This is a genomic window from Hymenobacter qilianensis, from assembly GCF_014638675.1.
In the GTDB taxonomy this organism is placed as follows: Bacteria; Bacteroidota; Bacteroidia; order Cytophagales; family Hymenobacteraceae; genus Hymenobacter; species Hymenobacter qilianensis.
This window is the reverse complement of the sequence record NZ_BMFN01000001.1, coordinates 1,334,460-1,360,580: the sequence shown is the minus strand read 5'-3', so window position 1 is coordinate 1,360,580 and position 26,121 is coordinate 1,334,460. Positions and strand designations below refer to the sequence as shown.

At 54.8% G+C, this 26,121-nt stretch carries 25 protein-coding genes; 5 read left to right on the top strand and 20 right to left on the bottom strand.

The genetic code is table 11. From position 1 onward, the window contains the following. Positions 1 to 128: 128 nt before the first annotated feature. On the top strand, positions 129 to 551 hold the full coding sequence (locus tag IEW06_RS05845) for a hypothetical protein (protein ID WP_187733496.1): 423 nt from the start codon (positions 129 to 131) through the stop codon (positions 549 to 551). 71 nt (positions 552 to 622) lie between these two features. On the opposite strand, the gene IEW06_RS05840 is transcribed toward IEW06_RS05845, so the two are convergent. The 5 genes from IEW06_RS05840 to IEW06_RS05820 form a co-directional block, all read right to left on the bottom strand. Further along, positions 623 to 1,720 (bottom strand): glycosyltransferase, encoded by a 1,098-nt coding sequence (locus IEW06_RS05840; RefSeq protein WP_187733497.1) that lies wholly within the window; start codon positions 1,718 to 1,720, stop codon positions 623 to 625. 256 nt (positions 1,721 to 1,976) lie between these two features. After that, positions 1,977 to 3,395: an MFS transporter gene (locus tag IEW06_RS05835; protein WP_229743053.1), complete on the bottom strand. Its 1,419-nt coding sequence runs from the start codon at positions 3,393 to 3,395 to the stop codon at positions 1,977 to 1,979. Between the two features lie 89 nt (positions 3,396 to 3,484). After that, the gene (locus tag IEW06_RS05830) at positions 3,485 to 5,323 is read right to left on the bottom strand and encodes an alpha-amylase family glycosyl hydrolase (RefSeq protein WP_188547675.1); all 1,839 of its coding nucleotides are present in this window, start codon (positions 5,321 to 5,323) and stop codon (positions 3,485 to 3,487) included. Between the two features lie 104 nt (positions 5,324 to 5,427). Continuing rightward, complete coding sequence (locus IEW06_RS05825; RefSeq protein WP_187733498.1) at positions 5,428 to 6,135, bottom strand: SDR family oxidoreductase; 708 nt, start codon at positions 6,133 to 6,135, stop codon at positions 5,428 to 5,430. 168 nt (positions 6,136 to 6,303) lie between these two features. Next, a complete protein-coding gene (locus tag IEW06_RS05820) occupies positions 6,304 to 8,214 on the bottom strand; it encodes a glycoside hydrolase family 13 protein (protein WP_188547673.1) in 1,911 nt (636 codons plus the stop codon). A gap of 360 nt (positions 8,215 to 8,574) precedes the next feature. Between IEW06_RS05820 and IEW06_RS05815 the strand changes: the two genes are divergently transcribed. Both IEW06_RS05815 and glgP read left to right on the top strand, forming a co-directional pair. Then, complete coding sequence (locus tag IEW06_RS05815) at positions 8,575 to 9,027, top strand: ferritin-like domain-containing protein (protein ID WP_187733499.1); 453 nt, start codon at positions 8,575 to 8,577, stop codon at positions 9,025 to 9,027. Between the two features lie 147 nt (positions 9,028 to 9,174). Continuing rightward, a complete protein-coding gene (glgP, locus tag IEW06_RS05810; RefSeq protein ID WP_188547671.1) occupies positions 9,175 to 10,824 on the top strand; it encodes an alpha-glucan family phosphorylase in 1,650 nt (549 codons plus the stop codon). 125 nt (positions 10,825 to 10,949) lie between these two features. Here glgP and IEW06_RS05805 read toward each other — a convergent pair whose 3' ends face one another. The 14 genes from IEW06_RS05805 to IEW06_RS05740 form a co-directional block, all read right to left on the bottom strand. Next, entirely contained in the window at positions 10,950 to 11,543 is a 594-nt protein-coding gene (locus tag IEW06_RS05805; RefSeq protein ID WP_187733500.1) for an arylesterase, read from the bottom strand. 67 nt (positions 11,544 to 11,610) lie between these two features. After that, positions 11,611 to 12,222: a TetR/AcrR family transcriptional regulator gene (locus tag IEW06_RS05800; RefSeq protein ID WP_187733501.1), complete on the bottom strand. Its 612-nt coding sequence runs from the start codon at positions 12,220 to 12,222 to the stop codon at positions 11,611 to 11,613. Positions 12,223 to 12,297: 75 nt separating this feature from the next. Then, positions 12,298 to 12,987, bottom strand: coding sequence for a carotenoid biosynthesis protein (locus IEW06_RS05795; protein ID WP_187733502.1), 690 nt, complete (start codon positions 12,985 to 12,987; stop codon positions 12,298 to 12,300). A 90-nt stretch (positions 12,988 to 13,077) separates the two neighbouring features. Beyond that, positions 13,078 to 14,589, bottom strand: a complete 1,512-nt coding sequence (gene crtD / locus IEW06_RS05790) for a 1-hydroxycarotenoid 3,4-desaturase CrtD (protein WP_229743052.1) — start codon at positions 14,587 to 14,589, stop codon at positions 13,078 to 13,080. Positions 14,590 to 14,804: 215 nt separating this feature from the next. Then, complete coding sequence (locus IEW06_RS05785) at positions 14,805 to 15,230, bottom strand: ArsI/CadI family heavy metal resistance metalloenzyme (protein ID WP_187733503.1); 426 nt, start codon at positions 15,228 to 15,230, stop codon at positions 14,805 to 14,807. A 73-nt stretch (positions 15,231 to 15,303) separates the two neighbouring features. Then, positions 15,304 to 15,879, bottom strand: coding sequence for a sigma-70 family RNA polymerase sigma factor (locus IEW06_RS05780; protein WP_187733504.1), 576 nt, complete (start codon positions 15,877 to 15,879; stop codon positions 15,304 to 15,306). A gap of 12 nt (positions 15,880 to 15,891) precedes the next feature. Then, on the bottom strand, positions 15,892 to 16,959 hold the full coding sequence (locus IEW06_RS05775) for an ArsO family NAD(P)H-dependent flavin-containing monooxygenase (protein WP_187733505.1): 1,068 nt from the start codon (positions 16,957 to 16,959) through the stop codon (positions 15,892 to 15,894). A gap of 23 nt (positions 16,960 to 16,982) precedes the next feature. Next, on the bottom strand, positions 16,983 to 17,408 hold the full coding sequence (locus tag IEW06_RS05770; protein WP_187733506.1) for an arsenate reductase ArsC: 426 nt from the start codon (positions 17,406 to 17,408) through the stop codon (positions 16,983 to 16,985). Between the two features lie 45 nt (positions 17,409 to 17,453). Continuing rightward, complete coding sequence (locus IEW06_RS05765) at positions 17,454 to 18,248, bottom strand: cation efflux transmembrane domain-containing protein (RefSeq protein WP_187733507.1); 795 nt, start codon at positions 18,246 to 18,248, stop codon at positions 17,454 to 17,456. A gap of 39 nt (positions 18,249 to 18,287) precedes the next feature. Continuing rightward, positions 18,288 to 19,391, bottom strand: coding sequence for an ACR3 family arsenite efflux transporter (gene arsB / locus IEW06_RS05760; protein ID WP_188547669.1), 1,104 nt, complete (start codon positions 19,389 to 19,391; stop codon positions 18,288 to 18,290). A gap of 96 nt (positions 19,392 to 19,487) precedes the next feature. Next, positions 19,488 to 19,955, bottom strand: coding sequence for a DUF6428 family protein (locus IEW06_RS05755; RefSeq protein ID WP_187733508.1), 468 nt, complete (start codon positions 19,953 to 19,955; stop codon positions 19,488 to 19,490). A 28-nt stretch (positions 19,956 to 19,983) separates the two neighbouring features. Continuing rightward, the gene (locus tag IEW06_RS05750; RefSeq protein WP_187733509.1) at positions 19,984 to 20,334 is read right to left on the bottom strand and encodes an ArsR/SmtB family transcription factor; all 351 of its coding nucleotides are present in this window, start codon (positions 20,332 to 20,334) and stop codon (positions 19,984 to 19,986) included. A 123-nt stretch (positions 20,335 to 20,457) separates the two neighbouring features. Beyond that, complete coding sequence (locus tag IEW06_RS05745; protein WP_188547667.1) at positions 20,458 to 21,702, bottom strand: class I SAM-dependent rRNA methyltransferase; 1,245 nt, start codon at positions 21,700 to 21,702, stop codon at positions 20,458 to 20,460. A gap of 55 nt (positions 21,703 to 21,757) precedes the next feature. Then, positions 21,758 to 22,198, bottom strand: a complete 441-nt coding sequence (locus IEW06_RS05740; protein ID WP_188547665.1) for an SRPBCC family protein — start codon at positions 22,196 to 22,198, stop codon at positions 21,758 to 21,760. A 166-nt stretch (positions 22,199 to 22,364) separates the two neighbouring features. Here IEW06_RS05740 and IEW06_RS05735 point away from each other — a divergent pair, with 166 nt between their 5' ends. Continuing rightward, the gene (locus IEW06_RS05735; protein WP_187733510.1) at positions 22,365 to 24,005 is read left to right on the top strand and encodes a hypothetical protein; all 1,641 of its coding nucleotides are present in this window, start codon (positions 22,365 to 22,367) and stop codon (positions 24,003 to 24,005) included. A gap of 102 nt (positions 24,006 to 24,107) precedes the next feature. Beyond that, positions 24,108 to 24,560: a GNAT family N-acetyltransferase gene (locus IEW06_RS05730; protein WP_187733511.1), complete on the top strand. Its 453-nt coding sequence runs from the start codon at positions 24,108 to 24,110 to the stop codon at positions 24,558 to 24,560. A 13-nt stretch (positions 24,561 to 24,573) separates the two neighbouring features. Here the strand turns inward: IEW06_RS05730 and IEW06_RS05725 are convergent, their stop codons facing one another. After that, entirely contained in the window at positions 24,574 to 26,103 is a 1,530-nt protein-coding gene (locus IEW06_RS05725) for a M20/M25/M40 family metallo-hydrolase (RefSeq protein WP_188547662.1), read from the bottom strand. Positions 26,104 to 26,121: the final 18 nt, after the last annotated feature.

Here is a 26,121-nt window from a genome sequence, read left to right as displayed (position 1 = left end):
ATGAGCTTATTGCGTAAAAGCCGGAGCGGCGATATGCAGGCGCAGAGGCCATAATATTTTGGTGGATTGTGGCCGCTAAGAGCCGACAAGCGCGGATATGCCGGTATCTTCGCAGGCTATCTGGCGCTATGCTTTCCCTCGACCTCGACTTTCTCCGTCTCTCTTACCGGCCCGATTTACAGCTGCTTTTTCTGCGGTGGACGCGGCCCGTGTCTACCGCCGAGCATCAGCATGGCTATACGGCCGCGCTGCACCTGGCGCGTTCGGCCAGTGCGGGGCGGTGGCTGATTGATTTGCGCAGCCGGGGCCTGGCCTCGGCCGAAGAATTTTCTTGGGTTTTAACGGAGTTCCGGAGCCGAATGGGAGCGGCATTGCCGCATGTTCCGCGCCGCATTGCTTATCTGGTAACGCCTTATCATAGCGAGCTTATCCGGGAGCGCCTGGCTTTGCTGGAGCCAACTTTTCCGTTGGCCTTACAGCAGGGCGCTGTTATTCAAGTGTTTACCGAAGAGCACCCCGCGCAGCAATGGCTGCATATGGGCGGCGTCTAAGCCAAGGCCGGATTTTGCCCCCCAGCGCGGTTTTCAAACGTGTAATCCGCGCCATTTGATTGGAGTGAGGCCTAACCTTCAGCCCACCGGTAGCGCCGCTCTTTCCACTGTATGTAGCTCGGCCACAGTGTATAAGTCAGCACAGCCACCGACATCACGGATAGGTACAGCTCGTAGAGCAGCAACACCGCCAACGTTTCGCGGCGTCCGACCTGGCGCAAGGTGATGTGCAGGAATAGCGTCTGTAGCACAAGCTTGGCAGTAAACAGGCTGGCAATCAATGCGGGAGCAAGGAAGCCGGGCCAGTACAGGACCATATAAAACAGGCCGTACAAATTAAACAGCGCTGACAGCTGCCAGGGCAGGCGCGTGGCACCCTTCATCCAGCGCTTACGCTGCCTCAGCAGGTGCATGACCGTCGGCTGAGGCACTGATACGCCCAGCGTGCGCGGGTCCATGAGGTTGCGGTAGCCCCACCCCTGCCCTACGATTTGGGCAAACAACTGTAAATCCTCCGTGATGCTGAACGCCAGCGCCTCGTAGCCGCCAATTGATTCGTAAGCCTCACGGGTGACGAGCATATTGTTGCCCACAGCGGTTACGGGCTGGCCCATTTCGGTGAGCAGACGAATGATATTCAAGCCAAACAGCCAGTCGAGGCCTTGCAAACGACCAAATAAGCTGCCATCAGCCGTAGTAGCACCGGTCACTACACCTACGCCGGCGGGAGCCGCCGCCAGCATGGTCTGGACCCAGTCAGGTGCCAGGGCCATGTCGGCGTCGGTAATGAGGAAAATATCGGCGGTGGCAGCCCGGCTCAGGTGAGCCAGCACGTTGCTTTTGCCCTTGGCCGTACCCAATCGGTGCCGGATTGGAAGTAGCTTAAACTGTGGCTTATCCGCAATAAAACGCTGCACGACGCCCATGGTGTTGTCGGTAGAAGCATCGTCGCCGATCAGGATTTCGAGCTGCTCGGGTGGGTAATTGAGGCGGGTAAGGGAGGTGAGGCAGCGCTCAATAATAGCTTCCTCGTTGCGGGCGGCAATCAGAATACTCACTTTCGGACGCGCCGTACTTATGGGGGCAATGGGCTGCACGCGCAGCACGCGGAGCAGAATGAGCGCACATAAACTGAAAAACAACCCAAAGAAAACCGCAGCAATTACCATAAACGACCCTTTTAATAAAAACAGGCCGCGCTCAACTGCACAGGGCAGGAATGCGGCCGGATAGATTAAAGGAATACGGTCAGTTTTGGGGGCAGTGTTGCTGGGTAAATGCTGATTTTAATGCCTGATATTCACGTACTAATACGGAGCCGCACATCAGATGGTACTGCTTCGATTAGCTCAGCTGTCATAAAAAAGCCCCCAGCACCGCTTTACGCATGCTGGGGGGCTTTTTTATGAAGTTGAGCAGACGCTCTTACAAACGCGGATCCGTTTCCACTGGGGCGTCGTAAGCGGGAGTACCCAGTACAACGGGCTCCTTAGCCGGAATACGGACGTCATCGGCATCATCCACGCGCAGGGTGAGCAGGCCGGAGATAATCATGGAAATGCCCCCCAGAATGAGGGTATAGACGGATTCGCCGTCAAATACATTCTTGGTGAAAAATCCCAGAATCAGGCCGGCTACCACCTGCGGAATCACAATAAAGAAGTTGAACACGCCCATATAATAGCCCATTTTGTTGGCCGGCAGCGCACCGGCCAGCATGGCGTAAGGCACCGACAAAATGCTGGCCCACGCCACACCTACTCCCAGCATGGAGAGCAGCAGCATATTTGGGTCCTGAATAAAATAGATCGAAATCAGCCCTAATCCGCCGGCTACCAGGCACAGCATATGCGTGAAGCGGCGGCTGGTAGCGCGAGCCAGGTAAGGAAGCAACAGGGCCGCAATGGCCGAAACGCCATTATACACGGCAAAGCAAATGCCCACCCAGTCGGCGCCTTCGTTGTAGAGCTTGGAGGTGGCATCGGTGGTGCCGTAGATGTGGCTGGTAACGGCGGGCGTGGTATAAATCCACATGGAAAACAAAGCCAGCCAGGAGAAAAACTGCACCAGCGCTAGCTGACGCATGGTTTTGGGCATGGCAAAAATGCCTGCGAATGACTCCCGCACGCCATTGAAAAAGCCAGCGTTGCGTCGTTTTTCTTCCTCAAACTCCGCCATATTTTCGGGTGGATACTCCCGCGTACGCAGCACCGTCCAGAGCACAGCCAGGAAAAAAGCCGCCCCACCCATATAAAACGCATACTTCACCGACTGCGGAATCTGGCCGGCGGGGGCAGTATTCGGTACGTCAAACCAATTGGTAAACATCCACGGTAAGGACGAGGCCACCACGGCTCCTACGCCGATAAAAAAGGTTTGAGCCGCAAAACCAGTCGTGCGCTGCTCCGAAGGCAGCAAGTCGCCAACCAAAGCGCGGAAGGGCTCCATGCTGATATTGATGCTGGAGTCCATTATCCAGAGCATACCAGCGGCCATCCACAGGGCGGTTACGTTGGGCATGGCCAGCAGCGCCAGCGAGGCCAAAATGGCCCCTATCAGGAAGAATGGCCGCCGTCGGCCCCAACGTGGGCTCCAGGTACGGTCGGAGAGGTAGCCAATAATGGGCTGCACCAGCATGCCCGTAACAGGGGCAGCCAGCCACAGAAAAGCAATGTTGTCGGCGTCGGCCCCCATCGTCTCGAAGATGCGGCTTACGTTGGCATTCTGGAGCGCAAAGCCAAACTGAATGCCCAGAAAGCCGAAGCTCATATTCCAGATTTGCCAGAAGCTCAGGCGGGGTTTGTCGCGGGCACTAGCGGTGGCTACAACGGGGCTGCTTGCCATGATGGGTGGGAATTGTGGTGGGGCGTATTAGTTAGTTCAGAAACTCCTGGTTCTCCTTTCTTTGTCCTCATCACAAAGGAAAGATATTGCTACTGCTTGAGCTTAATCTCAAACACATAGGCGCTGAGCGGGGCCAAAGTCAGGTAGAGATTGTCGGTTGGAGGAGCTTCGTTGAGCAAGTCGGTATAGGTGAACTGCTGCTGCGTATTCAGGCCCATAGCCGCCATCGCTTCTTTGGGAATAAGGATGGTAGGCTGCATGGTTTTGTCGCGACTGAAGTTAACGACAATCAGTAGTTTCTGCTTGTTGGTGTAGCGCAGGAAGCTGTAGATCTGCTTTTGGTCGTACTCTTTGCTGAGGTTGTTGGCATCCTGCAACTCATAGAATGTGCCGCGCCGAATGGCGTCGGAGGTGGCCGTGAGGTTGAGCAGGCGCGAGTAGAACGCACGCAGCTGGCGCTGCTCGGCGCTGAGGCGGCCGCCGTCGAACTTGCCGCCGTTCATCCATTTCTGGTGCTCCGGCACGCCCCAATAGTCGAATATGGTGGTGCGGCCATCCTCGCTGCTGAAGCCCTCCGCGCCCCGGCCCGGCTCGCCCACTTCCTGCCCGGAGTAAATCATGACGGGCCCTGTGGCCAGCGTGGCGGATACCGTCATGGCCGGAATGGCCGTGCGGGGGTCAGTGGCAAAGTCGCGGGAGGCGATGCGCTGCTCGTCGTGGTTTTCCAGGAAGCGCAGCATATGAGAGCTAAAGCCGCGGCTTTCTTCCTTCCAGACTTTGGTGATATCGTCGGTGGTGCCTTCGCCGCGCATGAGGCGGCGCAAGCCGTCGTACAGGCCTACCTTATCGTAGAGGAAGTCGAACTTGCCCTGCGCGATGTACTGCTTGTACACTTTGGGGTCATAGGCTTCGGCAATGAACACCAGGTCGGGTTTCACCTTTTTCACCTCCGGAATTACCCAGGCCCAGAACTCGATGGGCACCATTTCGGCCATGTCGCACCGGAAGCCGTCCACATCTTTCTTTGCCCAGAAAATCAGGATGTCGCGCATCTTCTTCCACGTATCGGGTATGGGCTCGAAGTGCTTCTGACGCTCATTCTGGTAATCGACGCCGTAGTTGAGCTTGATGGTCTCGAACCAGTCATCGACGCTGGGCGTGGCCGAAAACACGTCGTTGCCGGTGACTTTGGCCGGGTTCTCCGCAAACTTCTTATCTTCTTTTGGCCCTGCTGCTGCGCCCAGCGGGTTGTAGGAAGCCGGCACGACCAAGGATTTGCCGGGCAGGTAATAGAAGTTGTTCTGGGGGGCAAATCCTTTCGTTTTATCGTCTTTTTCGCCCAGGTCCACCACGCCCGCCGGCTTGGCATCCGACTTATAGGTGCGGGCTACGTGGTTGGGAATGAAGTCGATAATGAGCTTGAGCTTGTTATCGTGGGTGCGCTTCACCAGAGCTTCGAACTCCTTCATCCGGTTTTTCACGTCCACAGCCAGATCGGGGTCCACGTCGTAGTAGTCCTTGATAGCGTAGGGCGAGCCGGCGCGGCCTTTTACCACGTCAGCGTCGTCGAGCGGGATGCCGAACTTGGTGAAATCGGACATGGTAGCATGCTCGATAACGCCCGTGTACCACACGTGCGAAACACCCATATCGCGAATGGCCTGAAGCGCGGGCGCCGTGATGTCATTGAATTTGCCGGTGCCGTTTTCGGCGCTGGTGCCGTAGGGCTTGTTCACGGTCTTCTTATTGCCGAACAAGCGGGGCAGTAACTGGTAGATAACGAGTTTGTTATCCTGCGGAGTTTCGTCGGTGGTATTGGGGTCCGGCAGCGTAGTAGTATCGGTCACGGAAATGGAAGATGTCGAAGGAGAAAGCTGGAACGCGGCTAATGCCAGCGCGCAAGCGGCAATAGGTAGAAGTTTGTGCATAGAGAGGCAAGATAGGAAGATAGATAGTTGATGCTATACAACAGCCCTTGTAGCGGAGAAAGCAACTGTTATCTGATCAAATTACATCTTTGACTATCAATCATTTAGTAGTCCTGCGTGAGAGGGTGGAGCATGAGCTCATCAACTACTACATGGGGCGGCGCTTCCAAGATGTAGCGTACCGCTTGGGCTACATCGATAGGCCGGAGGTGGGTTTTCTCAGCTTCGGGTCCGTCGGGCTGAGAACCGTTGAAATACGTATCGACCAGCCCCGGATAGACGGTGCTAACCTTGACGCCATGCGGACGCATTTCCTTACGTAGGGCGCTGAGTACGGCATCCTGAGCGTATTTGCTGGCGCCATAAGCTACACCGGTGGCAAAGGTGCGCTTTGAGACATCGGAGGCGATGCCCACAATATGACCGTGGCCTTGCAGCTTAAAGTGAGGCGCGGCCGCTTTGCACACCAGAAAAGTACCCTTCACATTTACGCTGAAGATGCGGTCCCACTCAGCAGCATCCACGTCTTCGAGCAGGTCGAAGCTGCCGACGCCCGCGTTGCAGATAATCATATCGAGGCGGCCGTAGTGGCGCAGGGCCACTTCCACGATGTTCTGGGCATCGTCCTCATCCGATATGTCGGCGGGCACGGCCAGGCCGTTGATTTTGTGGGCGACATCGAGCAGATCGTCGGCAGAGCGGGCCACGCACACCACTTTTGCCCCCTGCATGGCCAGCAGCAACGCAATAGCCCGGCCGATGCCCCGGCTGGCCCCCGTGACGATGGCAACTTTATCGGTGAGGTCGGTCATATCGTTCTGTTAGGTTTAGCTCGCAGAAGGCGCCTGAGACAAAGGCTATTGTTGTAACCTCTTGACCTTTCGCAATATGGGAGTTTCAAGATACAGATCATTAAGCTATATTCTTAGCTATCAATCATATAAATCTCAGCGTCCTCTGCGGGCTAAAAACATCAGAACTTACCGCTTCAACTCCAGCACCCAAGCCGTCTGGGCCGGAATACGCAGCGTTTTCAAGTCTGGTATAGTAGCCCCCGAAACCACGTTGGTTGCGGAGGTAAAACCGGTCAGGCGCTCGGCAAAACGCCCCCCAGCCACGGTTTTATCCTGCTTGTTGGCGTTCATCATCACCATGATTGTTTCGCCCTTATCGTTGTAGCGGAAGTAGGTGTACACGCCATCCTCCGGGATGTAGTGCATGAGCTTACCGCTGTGCAAAGCCGGGTGGGCCTTACGGTAGTTGGCCAGCTTGCTTACCAGCGTAAACACCTCTTGCTCAGGCGCTGTGCGGCCGGCGGCCGTGAATTTATTCACATTATCCCCCGGAAAGCCCCCCGGAAAGTCGGCGCGCACGAGGCCGTCGGGGTTGGAGAAGTTTTTCATCAGAATCTCAGTGCCGTAATACAGCTGCGGAATGCCGCGACAGGTAAGCAGCCAGGTCAGAGCCATTTTCTGCTTGCTCACGTCTTCGCCCAGCACCGAGAAGATTCGGCTCAGGTCGTGGTTGTCGAGAAAGACCACATTGCGGTTCGGATTCTCATACAGCCAGTCGCTCTGTAGCGTGTAGTAGATCTTGGAAATGCCCTCCGACCAGCCGGCCTCCTTGTTCAGCGCATCCTGAATGGCATAATACAGCATGAAGTCAGTGACGCCGTTCAGGTTGCTCTTGAAGCCATTGACGGCCGGAAAAGCATTGCGCGACCAGTAGGCTTGCTGGGCTACGCCTTCGGCGGCTTGCACCCAGGTTTCGCCAAACATGCCCAGCTGCGGGTACTCGTCCTGAATGGCTTTACCCCATTTCATCAAAAAGCCAGGCTCCGAATAAGGGTATGTGTCGATGCGGTAGCCGTCGAGGCCGGTGTACTCTACCCACCACAGGAAGTTCTGGATGAGGTAGGTGGCCACCAGCGGATTTTCCTGGGCCGGATCGGGCATGGTGGTGTCAAACCAAGTGGTATTGAACAGCTTGCGGTCCTCGGCCGACGCGTAGGGGTCGTTCACGGTGCCGTCGCGGTAGTTACCGCGCGTGAAAGTGGGCCACTGATGAAACCAGTCTTTGGCCGGCTGGTCCAGGTAGAGGTAGTTTTTGCTGCCCATGTGGTTGAGCACCACATCATGAATCACCTTCAGGCCGTTGCGGTGGGCATTGCGCACGAAGTTCACGTAGTCTTCATTGGTGCCGTAGCGGGGGTCCACGGCGTAGTAGTCGGTGAGGGCATAGCCGTGGTAGCTGGCCTTGGGCATGTCATTCTCGACGATGGGCGTGGGCCAGATAGCCGTGACGCCCAGTTCTTTAAGGTAATCGAAGTGGTCTTCGATACCTTTTAGGTCGCCGCCGTGGCGGGCGTACATAGAGTCGCGCGACACGCGGTTTACCATGGTGCCTTTCACCACGTCATTCTTGGGGTCGCCGTTGGCAAAGCGGTCGGGCATGAGCAGGTACACGAAGTCGGCGCTGGTAACGCCTTGTACACGACCAGCTTCGGTGCTGCGGGCGCGCAGCTCGTACTCGTATTTAATCTTTCTCTCGCCCTGAAACTCCAGTGGTAGCTTGCCCGGCTTGGTGTTGGCACTTATGGTCAGATTAACGAGCAGATAGTTCGGATTCTCCAGCTTTTGGGTGCCATCCAGAGTCACGCCGTCGTACTTCAAACTTACTTTGCTGGCGCCGATTTTGGGGCCATATACCAGCAGCTGCAGCTTCGGATTCTTCATGCCCACCCACCAAAACGTGGGGTCGATGCGGGTGATGGGGCCAGCTTTTTTCTTCGATTCAGTGGTTGAGGCTACCTCGGGCCCGGCGATGGCAGCGGCTGAGGTAGCTGCCAGCAAACCAGAGGTGAGCAGAAGCAAAACGCGAATAAATTTCATATGGTTGGCAGGAATAGGCGTGAGTGGGGCAGCAAGGTAAGCACATTCGGAAAGTACGCTAGTGCTAGCGGCTGTCCTTATGGGCACTATTAAGGTAAGAAAAAAGCCCCCCACCTGGGCTGGGGGGCTTTTTTGAGTTCTCTAAAACGCTGTGCTCCTGTGGGGTAGCTGGCCCCCGGGAAGCATTCCTAATCCCGCGGTCGGGTATTGGGTACTACCTTCTGTTTATGAGCCGGTCAGGAAGACAACTTCCTGCCAGAGCCCTGCTCACCATGCCAACTCTTTCTGCCCGTCTCCGTTTGCTATTTCTACCTGCTTCGTTGGGCATTAACTTATTCTTTACCCTTACTACTCAACACTATGGCTACCGAAACCACCGACCCCATCGACACGCTGCATGAACTGCTGCTCTTCGTAAACGACCGAATCGAAGGCTACAAAAGAGCGGTAGAGGAAACCAAGGACCACGAGCTGCAAGGCTATTATAAACAGCTGGTGAGTCAGAGCCAGCAGTTTGCCAGTGAGCTGAACGGTCATCTACGCAAGCTGGGCGGCGAGCCCGAAACCGGCACCACGCTCAAGGGCAAATTCTACCGCGGCTGGATGGACGCCAAAGCCCTCATCACCGGCTCCGACGAGAAAGCCATTCTGGGCTCCAACGTGTACGGCGAAGAATGGGCCCTGAAAGCTTACCAGGATGCCCTCGACGACAAAACCCTGCCCGCTGCCATCCGTACGGCGGTGGAGCGCCAACTGCATATTTCGGAAAAGACCCACAAAAAGCTCAAAAAGCTAGAGCACAGTCACTCCTAAATCATATCATCCTCCCGATCCTGCCTTACCAGCGGGAGCCGAACAATTGGTTCGGCTCCCGCTTTTTTTGAAACGAAATGCTGACCTTGGCCGCCGCTAAGGCCGAGCTTGGCCCGCCCCCTACCATTTCATTCCGATTTTCCCCTTATGGCATTCAAATTCAACCCGTACACGCCCGCCCCCGAATTTGCCCCCCAGGCCGCGTATTTCTCTATGGAGTTTGGTCTGGACCAAGCCCTTAAAACCTACTCCGGTGGCCTTGGCTTCCTGGCCGGCTCCCACATGCGCTCGGCCTATGAGCTGAAGCAGAACCTGGTTGGCATCGGCATTCTATGGTCGTTCGGCTACTACGACCAAGGCCGCAACGAGGACCAAACCATGCGCGCCGACTTCCGCCAGAAGCATTATTCCTTCCTGGAAGACACCGGCCTCGTGTTTCCCATCATTATTCACGATGTAGAAGTGAAAGTGAAGGCCATGTATTTGGCCCCCGACACCTTCGGCACGGCGCCCATGTTCTTCCTCACCACCGATATTCCGGAGAACGACTTCATCTCACGCACCATTTCCCATCACCTCTACGACGCCGATACGGCCGCCCGCGTGGCCCAGTCCATTCTGCTGGGTGTGGGCGGCGGCAAGCTGCTGGATGAGCTAGGCGTGAAGGTTGACACCTATCACCTTAATGAAGGTCATGGTCTGCCGCTGGCTTTTTACCTCTACGACAAGCACGGCCGCAAGCTGGAAGAAGTACAGAAGCGCTTAGTATTCACCACGCACACGCCCGAGCTGGCCGGCAACGAGGAGCACGACATGAAGCTGCTCGCCAAAATGAGCTTTTTCGGTAACGTGCCCGCCGAGGAAGTAACCCGCGTGGCCGGCGTAGAAAATGACCGCCTGAACTACACGCTGACGGCTCTGCGCTTCTCGCGCAAAGCCAATGCCGTATCGAAAGTGCACGGCATTGTGGCCAATCAGATGTGGGGCGAAAATGCCGGCATCTGCCCTATCATTCCCATCACCAACTCCCAAAACGGCACTTACTGGCGCGACCAGGAGCTGCATGAGGCCTTGGCCGCCAACGACGACGTGGCACTGAAAGCCCGTAAGCGCGAGCTGAAAAAGCAGCTGTTTGACATCGTAGCCGACCAAACCGGCACCTTGCTCGACCCCGACGCGCTGACGGTGGTGTGGGCCCGGCGCTTTGCCGGCTACAAGCGCGCCGACCTGATTCTGCGTCACTTTGAGCGCTTTAAGAAGCTGGTTTCCAATCCTGATCGGCCGGTGCAGGTGATTTGGGCCGGCAAGCCGTATCCGAAAGACTACGGCGCCATCAACCTCTTCAACGACATCATCCGACAAACCCGCCCGTTCAAAAACTGCGCGGTGCTCACCGGCTACGAGCTGGCTTTATCCGCGGCTATGAAGAAGGGCTCGGATATCTGGCTGAACACGCCCCGCTTCCCCCGTGAGGCATCGGGTACCAGCGGCATGACGGCCGCCATGAACGCCAGCGCCAGCCTCAGCATCGCCGACGGCTGGATACCGGAGTTTGTGCGCCACGGCGAAAACGGCTTTATCATCCCCCACGCCGAGCTCAACCGCCCCGAGCACGACAAGGACGACTTCGAAGCCGACAGCCTGCTGACGGTATTGGAAAATGAAATAGTGCCCCTCTACTACGACCAGCCCAAGAAATTTCTGGAAGTAGTAAAAACTGGTATGCGCGAAGTTGAACCCACGTTCGAATCGCACCGCATGGCTACGGAGTACTACGAGTTGATGTACAAAGCGTAATTCATCGATGCTTGACAAAAAAGCCCCCCAGAACTAATCTGGGGGGCTTTTTTCACATAAGGCTGTCATGCAGAGCGCAGCGAAGCATGACCGTCTATTGAATTCGATTTTGCGCCTTGCTGTGACTAGCTCGCTTGATCTGCAGTTTGAATAACCGTTTGCAATACAGCCCATACATTATTCGCCAGAATTTTATGTCCCTCCGCATTGGGGTGTACGCCATCCGGCAGATTCAGGGCGCGCACGCCGAGCACATTTTGCAGCAGAAACGGCACAAAGGCCACGCTGTTTTTGTCGGCCAGCGTGCGGAAAGACGCTTTGAATTCGGCGGCGTAGCGGCCGTATTGGTGGCTGCCAAAGGCACTTAAGTCGAAGGGAAACTCCAGGCCCACCAGCACGATCTTGGCCTCGGGGTACTTAAGCTTCACAGCGTCCATTATTTCCTGCAAGTTCTGGGTGGTTTCGCGAACCGGAATGCCGCGCAGACCATCATTCGCGCCCAACGCCAGCACAAACACATCGACGGGCTGGCGGGCCAGCACGCTGGCTACGCGGTGCCGGCCACCCGCCGTGGTATCGCCACTCACGCCATAGTTCAGCGCTTTATAAGGCAGCTTCAACGTATCAAGGCGCTGCTGAATCAGGGCGGGGAAAGCTTCGCTGGCGCGTAGTTGGTAGCCAGCCGTGAGGCTATCACCGAAGAAGATAATGTTTTGCATACAACCGGGTTAAGGCGCTGATTACTTGAGCGTTTGCACCACTGCCCGCTATTGGCTGGGGGGCTTTTTACAGCTTAGCAAAATGCTTAGACACCAGGCGCAGGCCCGAATCGGTGCACAGGCCCCGCATGTAATAGAAGAACCCGCTACGCATCACTTCTGAGCGGGTGTATTGGTCGGGAGGGAAAAGCTCATGGTTTAAAGCCATATTCAGCATCTCCATTAATATCTTGGTTACCAGCCCAATATCAATATCGTGGCGCAGCTGCTGCTGAATTACTCCTTCCTGTATGAGGTCGCGGAGCATCAGAAAGCCGTAGTTTTTCAAATGATCTTGCATCATATTCCAGGCTTTGGGATGCAGGTGCTGAACCTCGAGCAGGGAACTGCCCGTCACCTTACTGATCTCATTATAGCCGTGCGTACACACTGCTAATAGACGCTCGATGGGTGTCGAGAAATTAGCGAACAATTCCTGGTGCTCCTGTTTTTGCCGCTCCAAATCGTAGGCCATGGCCTGCACGACTAAGTCGTTTTTGTCGCGAAACATGCCATAGAAAGTAGCTGGTGCTACGTGCAGAGCCTCTATCAACTCGCTTTCCGATAATCGGGTGACGCCGTAGCGGGCAAACACTAACTGGGCCTCTTTTAGCAGATTGCTCTTAAAAGTCTGTAACATACTATAGCCACAGGAAAAGCGCGCAATACGCGCGCATTCCTTCATTAACAAGATGATTTCTAATTTTTTATCCTTCTATTTCACCAACCCTAATCCGAAGAAGAATAGTAGCTGCAATAGGTACACAAACGGCACGAGTGCATTACGTTTAGTGAACTGTGTGCGGTTGAAATAAATCTGTAAAATAAATGAAATGATAAACCAGCCCTTAAAATTGAGTAGCGGAATCAGGTCGTATTGCCATTGCCAGAAATCCAGCGGGCCGGCCATGGGCTCAATACAGGCATCGAGGCCCACCATAAGCAGAGCGGCCACCACTGCACGTCCAATGCTAGGCAGCGGCAGGTAACGGGCCAACACGCCAGTGCAATACGTTAATATCCACCAGTTTACGCCAATCAGCAGCGGCACGCCCAATACCTTTATGCCTAGCGTATCGCCGTAGGTATACTGCCCAAATATGTAGCCCGTGTTGATGCCCACCACTTCCACAAAAAAGCCCACCACCATCACTACCAAGCTAAACCAGATAAATGTGGGGCTATGGTCGGGGTGAAAAGCCAGCAGCAACGCCGCTGTCAGTATTAAGTTGAGAGGCGTGAACTGCAGGAAAAAGCTGGGATCCTGGGAAAGCGCCAAGCCCAGAAAGCCCGTGACGTGAAACAGGAGCAGAATGCCCTGAGCTATGCGCAAACGGCGTTGCCCTGGATCGGTGCCCGTAGGCGGCGCGATGGGCAAGCTTTGCGTGGATTCGGAAAAAGACACAGAGGAAGATATTATCAATTAAAACCTAATAGCGGCGATTGGCAGGCCTTGGTTGTGTAGTAGAAGCAGAAACAATGCGTACTGCTTCCATCAGCCCTTGATTAGCTCAGCAGCTATTTTGGCTGAGAGCAAACAAAGCGGAATGCCGCCGCCGGGGTGCACGCTGCCGCCGCAAAAGTACAAGCCCTCCAGTTGGCGTGAAAAGTTAGGATGACGCAGAAAAGCGGCCAGCGCATTATTGGAGCTGCTGCCGTACAAAGCGCCCCCAAAAGATGACGTGCGCTCCTCAATTCCACGCGGGTCCCAGACCCGCTCGGCCCGAATGAGAGGTTCTACGGCAACGCCCAAGGTGCGGGTTATTTTATCAAGCACAGCCTGGCGAGTTTGAGCAATAAGCGCATCCCAATCTTGCCCTTGGTGGTGAGGTACATTCACCATCACAAACCAGTTTTCATGGCCGGCGGGGGCGTCGGGGGGCGTTTTTTTGGACGTCACGTTCACGTACACCGTCGGGTCGGCGCTGACGGTTTTGTGCTCGAAAATGGCTTTAAATTCCTGCTGATAATCCTGGGAGAAGAAGATGTTGTGCAGGTCCAACTCGGCAAACTCGTGGGCGATTCCCCAGTAAAAAATAAGGGCCGAGGAAGAGCGCGGCTGGCTGAGCGTGCGCTCGGGCGCGGGCTGCTTCGGTAGCAGCCGGCGATACGTCGGCACCACATCCATATTGCTGATTACCAGGCCGAAGTCGTACACATCCTGGGGCGTACGCACGCCGGTAACGCGGCCCGTGGCAGTCAGAATTTCCTCTACGGGCTCATTGTAGCGAAACTCCACTCCCAACTCTTCGGCCAGCCCCACGAGGCTTTGGGCAATGCTATAAATGCCCCCCACGGGATAAAAAGCCCCAATTCCGTGCTCCAGATGCGGAATCAGGCTAAGGGTGGCGGGCGCCTGATAAGGGTCGGAGCCGTTGTAGGTGGCGAAGCGGTCAAAAAGCTGCACCAGGCGCGGGTCGTTGAAGGCCTTGGCGTGGCGCTGGTGCATGGTGCCCGTAAGGCCCAGCCCCGGCAGCGCCGCTACCGCCCGCAGCACTTCGGGGCTGAGATACGTAGCGGCTTTGTGCAGCGATTTATGCAGAAATGTACTTTCCGTGGCCTCGTAGGCAGAGGCGCTGCGGCGCAGAAAGCTCAGTACGTCGGCAGCCGGCACACCCATTTTTTCTTCTACTTCGGCGGCAAACCTTTCTTCATCGGCCCAGGCTTTCAGGCGCGTGCCGTCGGCAAAAAAGTAGTGCGTAATGGGGTCGAGGCGCTCGTAGCGAAAGTGGTCCTGCGGGTCGCGGCCAGCTAGCCGAAACAGGTCGTCGACGAGTTGGGGCAAGGTGAACAGCGACGGACCAGCATCGAAACGGTAGGCGCCGGGCAGTTCAAACTGGTACATTTTGCCCCCAAACGACTCCTGGGCCTCAAATACCGTGACGGCATGCCCCTTGAGCGCCAGTCGCACGGCTGTAGCAATACCGGCAATGCCCGCCCCGATAATGGCAGCGGGTTGCTTGAGAGAAGAAGCGGAGGTGCGCTTTTTTATGCTGGTTTGCTTCACGCCAATTGGGTGTGTACGTAGCCCTGATGGGCCTAAAAATAGCTGTTCAGCAGCACGCTCCGCCTACGTTGGCGGGGCACGCTGCTGAACTCTACCGCTACTGCACCAGAATTGTTGGTGAGCAGAACTAAATACACCCATCTTAACTCAACACTCTGGCCTTTGGGTTCACCAAAGTGCATCTGGTGGCGCACAAAGTCGGCTGGGGGGCTTTTTTACTCTGCTGAAGCATTTTGCGGCTGGGCAGTGGATCGGGCGTTCTGGCCCTCACCGTACACCGTAGCCGAACCGAACGTATAAAAAGCCTCCCAGTCGACGCCCTGTGGGTCCGTAATCCAGCTTTTCTCCGATTTGGCGTAGCAGCAGGTGCACTTGCCTTCTTCGCGGACAGCGGCCTTGGCATTTTTGAGGCGACCATATACTTCGGCTAACTCCTCGGGACTTTCGGCTTGAATGCCAAGGTGCTCAATGCCAGCATTCTCGGGGTGGAGTGAAATAGCGAAGTTGATGCGTGGATCTTCGAGCATCCACTTGGCGTAATCTTCCTTCAACACGGTGGGCGCCGTGCCAAAAAGCGCTGTGTAGAAGGCTACCGATTCAGTGAGGTCTTTGATGCGGACGTTGACGTGGAAGCGTTTCATGGTCGGTTTATGTGGGGTTAGAGGTTAAATTCCCCGTCATGACGACCAGCCCGCTCAAAAGACGCAGACTTTTTTACTTTTTTTCTAACGTCTGTTTGTAGGTCTGCAAGGAGCCACAATCACTCCGAATCGCGAATCCCAGCAAGTGCCCCTGCGCATCCGTTTCGAGCAAACAGCACTCAGTAAATAAGTCCCGTAGCATCTCCCGCCCCCGCTGAATCCGCGACTTCGTGGCCGACAAGCCCAGGCCTAGCTGCCGGGCAATATCCTGCTGCTTAACGCCTTCCACATCAGCTAGGCGCAGGGGCTCGGCATAAGCCGGAGGCAGCAGCTGAATCATTGGCAGAATGTAATCTGCGGCTTCCTGATAGGCTTCGCTTTCCGATTCGGCTTCTACATCAAAGCCTTCATCCAGCGGCCGCAGCCGACGGTTTTTGCGTGCGGCGTCCACAATGGCATTATGGGCAATTTGAAACAGCCACGAGCGGATATTGGCCACCCCGGAGCGGGCCTGACAGAAGCCGTACACTTTCAGCAATACATCCTGCAATAAGTCAGCGGCTTGCGCCTCATCGGGCACACGTTTGCGGATGTAGTTGCGGAGCGCATCCTTATGCGCCAGCCAGAGAGCAGGTACGTCGCAATTCATAGCAGCCAGGAATTAGGAAGGAGTACTAGTAGACAAAAAGTGCTGAATCTCAGTCACGGTGGCCCGGGCCGAACGCCCCACACCAATTAGCGTGGCGGAGGCAAAGCCCGTCCAGCTGCCATAACCTACCAGCCACAGCCCCGGCAGCGCGGTGGCCTGGGTGCCTTCGGTAGCCACGCGCCCATCGGGCTGCAGCACGCCCAGCGGCGCCAGAAACGCCAGCGCCGGGCGGAAACCGGTGCACCAGATCACAGCATCGAAAGCTTCGGCTTCGCCGGTAGACCAGATAACGCCACTCGGGGTGAATCGAACAAACGGCCGCACTGCCTGCAGCACTCCCCGTTTTCGGGCCTCTTTGACCGGATCAACCATTACCACGTCCCCTAAGGAAGGAGCGGGCGCTGCTGCGGCCCCGCCCTGGGCTTGGTAGCGCTGGGTGGCCTGCGTGAACAATACCCGGCCGTCTACGTCGTCCGGCAGAAATCGGGGCTCATACTCTGTCACCCACTTGGTTTGGGCAACCTGCGAGACTTCGGCTAAGATTTGCGCACCCGAGTTGCCGCCACCTACCACCATCACCCGCTTTCCGGCAAAAGGCGCTGGTGTGTGGTAGTGGGCCGAGTGCAGTTGCAGCCCACGAAAATCTGACTGCCCCTGACAGCTCGGAATGTAAGGGTTAGACCACGATCCGGTGGCACAGACCACTGCCCGCGTGTGCCAGGTGTCCTTATCAGTTTCTACTGCAAACCCTTCTGCGTCGCGTCGCACGGCAATTACCCGCACCGGGCGATGTACCGGCAGCTCATAGCGTTGCTCGTACTGAGTCAGGTAATCAATTACAGCGTCGCGGGTAGGATAGCTGTTATCAGCGGGGCGCGGCATCAGCCAGCCCGGCAGCGAACTGACGTCGGCCGGCGAAAACAGCCGCAGCGAGTCCCAGCCGTGGGGCCAAGCACCGCCTGGCTGCGGCTGGTCGTCGAGCAGTACAAATGAGTAGCCGGTTCGGCGCAGATAATAGCCCACCGACAGGCCGCTCTGCCCTGCTCCAATTACCAGTACGTCGCGAAAAAGTGGGTCCATAGAGGGTTACTGAATACTATTGCTTAGCTGAAATAGCGCTGCGTGAAATCCTGAGCGTACGTTTTCACCTGGTCGCGCACGGCCCGAAACTGGTTCAGGATTTCCTCAGGAGTGCCGGTGGCTTTGGCAGGGTCGGGGAAGTTGTGGTGCAGCGTAGTGGCGGAAGATGGAAACACCGGGCAAGCCTCGCGGGCGTTGTCGCAGACGGTGATGACGTAGTCGAACGGCACGTCCGCGTACTCGTCTACATAGTTGCTGGTGTGGTGGCTGATATCCACGCCATCTTCCTGCATCACCTGAATGGCTTTGGGATTGACGCCGTGCGTTTCGATACCGGCACTGTACACGTTGGCTTGCTCGCCCAGATACTTGGTCAGGTAGCCGTGCATGAGTTGACTACGGCAGGAATTGCCGGTGCACAGCACCAGCACGTTTTTCTTATCAGGCATCGTGGCTTTGGTTGAAATAGAACAAATAAACTACTGATATTCAGCCTACTTGGCGAGTTGAAAAATACGGAAGGCCCCGCGCGCGACCAGCGCGAATACCACAAGTCCGATGAGTAGATCGGGCCAGGCAGAGCCAGTAACATACACGAGCCCGCCAGCCACGATTACCCCCATGTTGGCAATTACATCGTTGGAAGTAAACACTTGGCTGGCTTGCATATGCACCTGCTGGCTGCGCGACTTTTGTAGCAGGTACAGCGAGGCCGAGTTGCCCACCAGCGCCAGCGCCGAGATGCCCATCATTAAGCCAAAGTCCGGCTCTTGCTCCCCGACTGCGAAGCGTCGCAGGACCTCGACCAACCCACCCACGGCTAGGGCGAGCTGAAAATATCCGCTGAGCTTGGCCACCCGTTTTTGCGTGCTTACAATCCGGCTGACAGCGTACAAGGCCAAGCCATATACCAGTGCATCGGCCAGCATATCAAGGGCGTCGGCCAGCAAGCCTATGGAGTGGGCCAGAAAGCCCGTCAGGGCTTCCAGCACAAAAAAGAAGAAGTTGATGCCCAACACCGTCCAAAGCAACCGTCGGTCAGCGGGCGCGTCTTCGGTCAGCTCGGCTAGGCCGGCGTCGGCCGTCGCGATTAGTGTGCTGTTTAACCGAAGCCCTTCCAACGTCTTAGCCAAAGGCTCCACGGCGCCAGTGTGAAAAATGGTCAGTTGCCGGCCCGGCAAGTCAAAGTGTAGCCCTTCCACGGCTTCATTTCCCACGAGCTTCATCCGAATGAGCTGCTCTTCGGCGGAACAGTCCATGTTGGCGATGTGGAATATGGATTTGTTCATTGCGAATGGTGAAAAATCTTCTGCTCCGCAACACGAACATTAAGCTTGCGGGGCTACCGTTCGGCCGGCGTACCAGCGGCGGCGAAACCAAAACGCCACATTAACCAGCGCAATCAGGGCCGGCACCTCAATCAGCGGGCCGATGACACCGGCAAATGCCTGGCCTGAGTTCAGGCCAAATACACCGATGGCCACGGCAATAGCCAGCTCAAAATTGTTGCCGGTGGCAGTGAAGGCGATGGAAGCATTTTCGGCATAATCGGCCCCCAGCCACTTGCCGGCCGCAAAGCTGACGACGAACATAATGCCGAAGTACAAAGCCAACGGTAGCGCTATGCGCAGCACATCCAGCGGAATCCGCACGATCAGCTCGCCCTTCAAACTGAACATGACCACAATAGTCAGCAGCAAGGCAATCAAGGTAATCGGGCTGATGGCGGGGATAAATACCTGCTCATACCAGGCGTCACCCTTAAGGCGACGCAGTATCAGGCGCGATAAAAAGCCCCCCAGAAACGGAATTCCCAGATACACGAGCACGCTCTGGGCAATATCCCAGATGCCGATGTTTACGGCGTAGCCTCTCAGGCCGAAATACGGCGGCAGCACGGTGATAAACAGCCAGGCCAGCACGGAGTAGAAAAGCACCTGAAAAATGGAGTTCAGCGCCACCAGTCCGGCGGCGTACTCGCGGCTGCCATCGGCTAAGTCGTTCCACACCAGCACCATGGCAATGCAGCGGGCAATACCAATCAGAATCAGGCCCATCATGTATTCCGGCTTATCGGGCAGTAGCCAGATGGCCAGAAAAAACATGAGCAGCGGCCCCACCAGCCAGTTCAGCACCAGCGACAGCCCGATGATGCGGGTGTTCTTAAAAACCGTGGGCAGTTGCTCGTACTTTACCTTAGCCAGGGGCGGATACATCATCAGAATGAGGCCAATGGCAATGGGCACATTCACGGTACCAACCGTAAAGTAATCGACGGCCCGCTCCACGCCCGGCACGAAGTAGCCCAAGGCCACACCCAGACCCATGGCCAGGAATATCCAAAGCGTCAGTCCTCTATCGAGGCCGGAGAGCTTTTTTTGGGCTATGGCCTCGGGCGGTGGACTCGGATGAATCGGGTGAGTTGGGGTCATGGGGTGACGCTAAGCAGAAGTTTAAAAAAGCCCCCCAGAGTCAGCCGGCTACAAGCGAACAAGCAGAAGCTGGAGTAAGCTAACACAGATACCGCCTTAGCAGCAACCGCCGCCGGGCGCGCAGCAGGAGCCGGCTACTTGCAGTTGGGGCAGCGCAAACTGCTGGGCCGCCGGAATACCGCAGGCATCCTGAGCCAGGCAAGCAGTCTGTTTGGCCGTCAGAATAAAATCCTGGCCATCGAATGTCAACCCGAACTTGCCAATGGTATCCTGCTGATACTCCACTTCGATATCCAGATCGTCGCGGCCCAGAATCTTCTCCGAGAGGTTGAGAATGTGCAGAAACTTCTGCGGCGCGAGTCGGTGGTCGTAGTCGCCGGCTTCCCAGAGCTGGAAGTTCGCCACCGTTTCCTTGCGCTCTACACCGCCGCAATCAATAAAATGCTTGGTTACCAAACCCACTTCCGTCACGTGGAAATGCGAGGGGAGATATTCACCGTTGGGCAGACGGAAATTAATAGCCTCCAGCCCTGTCAAAGACTGCTTCATTTCAGAGATTTTCATGTTTTCTTACTTTGTGAGGTGAAAAATACTAGCAGGCGCACCCATCTTCCGGTCCGCATGCGGCGCCGGTGGTAGCCTCATTAAAAAAGCCGGTAAACTGCTGATGTACCTGTTGCAGCAGGGCAGTATTTAGGCAGTAGCAAACGGTCAGTCCGTCAATCTCGCCCCGAATGAGGTCCAGGGCCTTCAGCTCCTGCAAGTGCTGGGAAACCGTGGTGCGCGAAAGTGGCAGCTCCGCCGCGATGTCGCCGGAAATGCAGGTTCTTTTGGAGGCCAGCAACTGAATAATAGCCACCCGCGCCGGGTGAGCCAGGGCTTTGGCCACGCGGGCCAGCTGTTGCTGCTCCTCGGTAAAGGCGGTGGTTTTGGCGTAGGTCATACACTAACTATGAAGTATAACGTAAATATACGACATAGTATGACATATGTTTACGACACAGATAATTTTTATCTACGAGGTGATGCGCTTAGCCTTGGTCAGAGCTGTAAAAACAGCGTTGCCTTACTCTACCGCCAGCACTAAACCCTTCAGGTACTCGCCTTCGGGATGGAACAAGCTTACCGGATGGTCGGCGGGCTGGGTGAGATGATGGAGCACCCGCACCTGCCGGCCAGCCTCGATAGCGGCAGCCAACACGGCACCCTGAAACAGCTCACGGCTAACTACCTGCGAGCAGCTGAAGGTGAATAAAATGCCCCCCGGCGCGATGCGGCGTAGGCCGGCCGCGTTCAGGCGCTTGTAGCCCATCAGGGCATTGTGCCGGGCTGAGAGGTGCTTAGCGAAGGCCGGCGGATCGAGCACGATAAGGTCGTACTGCTCTTCGCTGGCTTTCATAAACGTGAACACATCCTGGGCATAGGCCGCGTGCTTGTCTTCCAGGCCGGTGAGGGCCGCGTTGCGTTCAGTTAGCTCGATGGCGCGCTTGGAGCTGTCCACGGAGTGCACCAGCGTAGCGCCGGCTTGCAGGGCGTACACCGAAAAGCCCCCCGTGTAGCAAAACGTGTTCAGCACGCGGCGGCCGGCGGAGTAGCGGGCCAGCAGATCGCGGTTGTCGCGCTGATCGATGAAAAAGCCGGTTTTCTGGCCGGTTTCCCAATCAACGGCAAATGGGTGAGCATTTTCGTGTACCAGATGCTCGGTGCCGGTGGAAGAACCCAGCAAGTAGCCGTTCTGCGCGTCGGGGGCGGCTTTTGCGGGTACGGTTTCAGCGCTTTTATCGTAGATGGCCCGTAGCTTATCACCCAGCACGGCTTTTAAAGCTTCCGCAATTTGCGGGCGGGCCAGATACATACCGGCGCTGTGCGCTTGCAATACGGCCACGTCGCCGTACACGTCCACAATCAGACCCGGCAGGCCGTCGCCCTCGGCATGGATCAGGCGGTAAACGTCGGTAGCATGGCTGTCGGCCGACTGGGGGGCTTTTTTCCTAGTTGGCTGCTCCGCATTTGTTTTCTGCGTTGTCAGGCCTAAGCGCTGGCGCAACTGGTAGGCGTTGCGCAGCTTTCCCTGCCAAAAGGCGGCATCTGGTTCTGTAGCCTCCGGGCCAAAACCCAGCATACGCACGGCAATGGAGCCCGGCGCATAATGGCCCATGCCCAGCTGTTCGCCGTTGGAGGCCTGTACAATCACCACCTCACCTTCCTGCGGCTGGCCCTGCATACGGGCAATAGCCCCCGAAAACACCCATGGGTGCAGGCGGCGTAAGGATTGATCTTTACCAGGTTTGAGGGTGACGATGGCGGGCATAGCGGCAAGGAATAAAAGGGAACTGGGGAGCAAAAGTACGCCAATCCGCGCCCCCTCACCGAAACAGCCGACGATAAATAGGCCGGCGCCACGCAAACTGCGCCCACATCACCGGATAGAGCAGCGCATCCAGCACCGGCGAAACCGTTCGGTATTCTACGGCATCGATGATATCAGTGCCGCCATCGGGGCTGGGCTGCATCAGGTGGCGATGGCGCCAGAAGCGCAATGGGCCGGGGAGCTTTTGGCCCTCATCCACGAAAAAATGAGTGCCGTTGGGCAGTACGCCATCATCGGTAATCAGGCTGGTCCAGCTCTGGCTAATGGGTCCTACCACTAATTCAATCTCCACCTGGTCGCCGCGGCGGCTGCCGTCGAAGCGGTGCAGGCGCATTCGGGGGAAAGGCGGCGCCAGCTGCATGAATAGCTCCCGGGTGAAGCCGGCCATGACCTGAGCCGGCGACTGGGCTACGTGGGTGCGGAGAGTAAGGTGCATAGCATCAAACAGGTAGCTGCGCGGTTAGTTGTCTTGCAGCTTTACCAGTAAGATTAGTGTTAGTTTTTTATGCAAAAAAAGTATGTATTTTAGAGCGCACAAAGATGTAGTTTGCATATGAGATTATCATTAAAATCACAGTCACAATTAAATTAAAGCCACTTAAATGCAAAAATACTTTATCACTAAAAATCATCGGCTTATTGACATAGCTTTCTTATTAGCAGCCACAATTTCGTTACAAATTTATTTTTTGTTTGACCTAGGGTTTTATAGTGATGACTGGGCATTCTTGGGAGTATTATCAAATATTAAATCGAGCGGATTATTGACGTTCATATACGATTTTTTTATAATATATAAAGACATACTTATAACTCGCCCCATCCAAGTCATACAATTGTCTTCATTATATTGGTTTTTTGACACATCGCCGCTTGGCTATCATATTAGTAATTTGTTTTTCTTATCCCTTTTAGTTATATATTTTTACTTAAGTTTAAACAAATTAAATGCTCCGCGTATTGCAGCGTTCACAATACCTCTTATATACACTTTATTACCTCATTACTCTACAACTAGAATGTGGGTAGCAAGTTTTACTATTAATGTTAGTACATGCTTTTTCTTTATTAACATATATGCTAATATGAAATATATAGAATCATTAGAAAAAGGCAAGAGTAGCTGGCAATGGCTATTGACAAGCTTAGCTAGCCTAGCAATTTCAATATTGGCGTATGAAGTTATAGTACCACTATTCGTGTTGAATTTTTTAATAACATGGTGGAAATGCCGTAGCAAGGGTTTAAAATGCGCAGGTATAATTTCTTTAAGCGTTCTAATATATTTATTGTGTATTTTATTCAAAGTTCATTACTCTACGCGAATAGGTGGATATAATTCTAATTATTTAATAAGTATTACACAAGCTTTTAAATCGGCTGCCATAAATGACTTTTATACATATGGATTTAAATTACCTAAGCACATATGGCATTTGTTTCAAACTCGCACTAGCGGAAATACATATTTTATTGCCCTTTCTCTTTCTTTAATAATATTTTTGTACCTTATCCAATTTAAAATTCAGGCTTATACAAGAAGGTTTTGGCTGCTTACAATTTTATCAGGAGCAGTGATTTACTTAATGGGGTATTCTATATTCTTAACTGCCAATAATCTGTCACCTACTCCTACTGGAATTAACAACAGGGTTACAACTGCGGCTGCAATAGGAGTATCAGCATGCTTTTTTGGATCAATTGGATTAGCATCTTTTCATATAAGGAATAAAAACATCAAAACTTTCATTTTTGCTTTTCCCGTTTCCGTTTTGTGTGGATCCGGATACATTGCTAACTACGCAATCAGCACATTCTTTTCAAGGTCGTACATTAGCCAACTAAAGATACTTGATTCTCTACAGAGAAGGGGTCCAGAACTCACCACAAAAAACACATTAATATTAGACGGCATATGCCCATATGTAGGTCCTGCTCCTATATTTGATTGTGAGTGGGATCTAGCTGGAGCGTTACAAAAAATTTATAAAAATACCTATATAAAAGCGGATGTCCGGACAAACAGATTAAGTTATAACGAAAAAGGATTAACAACTATCACATATGGAAAAAAGAATTTTTATGCTTATAATCAATATTTAATAATATATAACAACCAAACTGAAAAATACTTTATACTAAAAAACTTTGAAGATGCTAAAGCGTATTTCACTACAAATCTATCATCAGATATAAGCACTTGCGCCGAAGGAAGAGAAGGATATGGTGTAAATATTTTTTAGTATTCAAAAATAAAAACAAGTAAAATCCTAATCACATGGTATTTTGTAGCTGGGGGAGAATCTTTGATACAACTGCTTCGCCCGATAGCAACCTAAACTTCCATGCTACGCCTCATCCGAACAAGCTCCGACAACCCCGACTTTCGGGCGCTAGTACAATTGCTCGACCACGAGTTGGGAGCGCGCGACGGCGCCGACCATGCCTTTTACGCCCAGTTCAATAAGGTTGAAGCAATTAAGCACACAGTGGTAGCCTATCAGCACGACGAGCCAGTGGGCTGCGGAACTTTCAAGGAATTTACCGGCGAATTGGTGGAAATCAAGCGCATGTATATGCAGCCAGCCTTGCGCGGCCAGGGCGTCGCAGCGTCAGTCCTGACGGAGTTGGAGCAATGGGCCCGAGAGTTACACTACAGAGGCTGTGTACTGGAAACCGGAATGAAGCAACCAGAAGCCATCCGCCTTTACGAAAGAAGTGGTTATCAGCGCATCCCCAATTATGGACAATATGTGGGCGGTGAAAACAGCGTGTGTATGCAGAAAGGGCTGATATAGTTATGAAACCGCGCTACTTCAGCTGCATAATCGCGGCCATGGTTTCCATCCCGTCCCAGAGGTTGCCCAATCGGATATTCTCGTTTTCGGCGTGCTGGTTGTTGTCGTAGTTCGCCACGGGTACGGTGAGCGTGGTCGCGTTTATTTTCTTGAACACGTGCAGCGGCAGGCTACCGCCTGAGGTAGGTACCTGCACCACCGGCTGCGTGCTTGTGCGCTGCACGGCTACCACTACTTCCTGAGCCAGAGGCAGATCCATGGAAGTGCGTTCGGCATTGTAGCCGGTGTGAGGCGTTAGGCGCACGATGCGCGGATAGCGGGCCCGCTCGGCGTCAGTGGGTTCTTGAGTTGTCACGAAAAAGCCTTGGCGCCGAATGTGGCTTACTACTTTGGCTACCTGCCGCTCCCAGTCGTTGCCCAGCACCAGACGCAGATCCAGGGTTGCCTCGGCGGTGGTGGGAATCACGTTGGCCGCCTGCGCACCCACATTTGCGCTGCGCATACCGTTTATGTTCAGCGAAGGCTGATTGATTAATTCGCTTAAATTTTGCCCCCCACCATCGGCCCGGGCAAAGCTGAGCTCCTTCTGGATAGCCGCGTCGAGGTTAGGCACGCGGCTCAGGGCCTGCTGCTCCTTGGCAGTAAGGGGAATTACGTCGTCGTAAAAGCCCTCGATGGTCACGCGGCCGGTGCTATCCTTCATAGAAGCAAGCAATTGTGCCAGCGCCAGCGCCGGATTGGGGGCCCAGTTGCCGTAGTGCCCGCTGTGCAGAGGCCGCTTCGGACCATACACGGTGAGGCCCACATTTACGTCGCCCCGAGCGCCGAACACCACCTGCTTCTGCCCCGACTGATGTACCGGCCCATCACAAATAATCCAGAGGTCGGAGGCGAGCAGGGCGCGGTTACCTTCCACAATCTCGCTTAGGTGCGGCGAGCCTTTCTCTTCTTCGCCTTCGAAAAAGAATTTGATGTTGACACCGGGCCGCTGCTTGCTTTGCACCAAAGCTTCATAGCCCGCCAGAATGGCCATCACGCCGGCTTTGTCATCGGAGCTGCTACGGGCGTAGAGGCGCCAGTCGGGCCCGGACGTTTCCCCAGCCTGCATCATCGGGATAAATTGCCCCCCATGAGTCAAGGCAGCGCTGGTTAGCTGGGGCTTAAAAGGACTTAGCCCACTGGCCCACTGCGCCGCATTGACCGGCTGACCATCGTAGTGCGCATAAAATACAATGGTGCGCTTGGCACCGGGCGTACGCACCTCGCCATACACGGCGGGCGGCACGCCTGGGGTCTTCGCTGGCAATAGCTGCCCTTTAATACCCCGTTTCTGCATCATGCCCAGAATAAAGCTGGCCGTCTGGCGCAGATTGGCGCTATCCGCGGCCACATTTGGGATGGCCAGAAACTGCATATACTCCGTTAAGAGAGTCAGTTCATGGGTTTGGCGGTAGCGCCGCACCTTATGCACTCCCGAATCGGGGCCCGCAAATCCTACCAGTGCCAGGAGCAAAATCAGACTCGCCGCGTATTGTTTTTTCATAACAACTAGCCGGGCACA

Bases quoted from the DNA above. Each gene is read 5' to 3' on its own strand.
- IEW06_RS05835 (WP_229743053.1), bottom strand. From the start codon at position 3,395: ATGGCAAGCAGCCCCGTTGTAGCCACCGCTAGTGCCCGCGACAAACCC.
- IEW06_RS05845 (WP_187733496.1), top strand. From the start codon at position 129: ATGCTTTCCCTCGACCTCGACTTTCTCCGTCTCTCTTACCGGCCCGAT.
- IEW06_RS05800 (WP_187733501.1), bottom strand. From the start codon at position 12,222: ATGTTACAGACTTTTAAGAGCAATCTGCTAAAAGAGGCCCAGTTAGTG.
- IEW06_RS05725 (WP_188547662.1), bottom strand. From the start codon at position 26,103: ATGAAAAAACAATACGCGGCGAGTCTGATTTTGCTCCTGGCACTGGTA.
- IEW06_RS05830 (WP_188547675.1), bottom strand. From the start codon at position 5,323: ATGCACAAACTTCTACCTATTGCCGCTTGCGCGCTGGCATTAGCCGCG.
- IEW06_RS05805 (WP_187733500.1), bottom strand. From the start codon at position 11,543: ATGCAAAACATTATCTTCTTCGGTGATAGCCTCACGGCTGGCTACCAA.
- IEW06_RS05745 (WP_188547667.1), bottom strand. From the start codon at position 21,702: ATGCCCGCCATCGTCACCCTCAAACCTGGTAAAGATCAATCCTTACGC.
- IEW06_RS05815 (WP_187733499.1), top strand. From the start codon at position 8,575: ATGGCTACCGAAACCACCGACCCCATCGACACGCTGCATGAACTGCTG.
- IEW06_RS05740 (WP_188547665.1), bottom strand. From the start codon at position 22,198: ATGCACCTTACTCTCCGCACCCACGTAGCCCAGTCGCCGGCTCAGGTC.
- IEW06_RS05840 (WP_187733497.1), bottom strand. From the start codon at position 1,720: ATGGTAATTGCTGCGGTTTTCTTTGGGTTGTTTTTCAGTTTATGTGCG.
- IEW06_RS05775 (WP_187733505.1), bottom strand. From the start codon at position 16,959: ATGGACCCACTTTTTCGCGACGTACTGGTAATTGGAGCAGGGCAGAGC.
- IEW06_RS05755 (WP_187733508.1), bottom strand. From the start codon at position 19,955: ATGAAAATCTCTGAAATGAAGCAGTCTTTGACAGGGCTGGAGGCTATT.
- IEW06_RS05825 (WP_187733498.1), bottom strand. From the start codon at position 6,135: ATGACCGACCTCACCGATAAAGTTGCCATCGTCACGGGGGCCAGCCGG.
- arsB (WP_188547669.1), bottom strand. From the start codon at position 19,391: ATGACCCCAACTCACCCGATTCATCCGAGTCCACCGCCCGAGGCCATA.
- IEW06_RS05730 (WP_187733511.1), top strand. From the start codon at position 24,108: ATGCTACGCCTCATCCGAACAAGCTCCGACAACCCCGACTTTCGGGCG.
- IEW06_RS05735 (WP_187733510.1), top strand. From the start codon at position 22,365: ATGCAAAAATACTTTATCACTAAAAATCATCGGCTTATTGACATAGCT.
- IEW06_RS05785 (WP_187733503.1), bottom strand. From the start codon at position 15,230: ATGAAACGCTTCCACGTCAACGTCCGCATCAAAGACCTCACTGAATCG.
- IEW06_RS05820 (WP_188547673.1), bottom strand. From the start codon at position 8,214: ATGAAATTTATTCGCGTTTTGCTTCTGCTCACCTCTGGTTTGCTGGCA.
- IEW06_RS05780 (WP_187733504.1), bottom strand. From the start codon at position 15,879: ATGAATTGCGACGTACCTGCTCTCTGGCTGGCGCATAAGGATGCGCTC.
- glgP (WP_188547671.1), top strand. From the start codon at position 9,175: ATGGCATTCAAATTCAACCCGTACACGCCCGCCCCCGAATTTGCCCCC.
- IEW06_RS05770 (WP_187733506.1), bottom strand. From the start codon at position 17,408: ATGCCTGATAAGAAAAACGTGCTGGTGCTGTGCACCGGCAATTCCTGC.
- IEW06_RS05750 (WP_187733509.1), bottom strand. From the start codon at position 20,334: ATGACCTACGCCAAAACCACCGCCTTTACCGAGGAGCAGCAACAGCTG.
- IEW06_RS05765 (WP_187733507.1), bottom strand. From the start codon at position 18,248: ATGAACAAATCCATATTCCACATCGCCAACATGGACTGTTCCGCCGAA.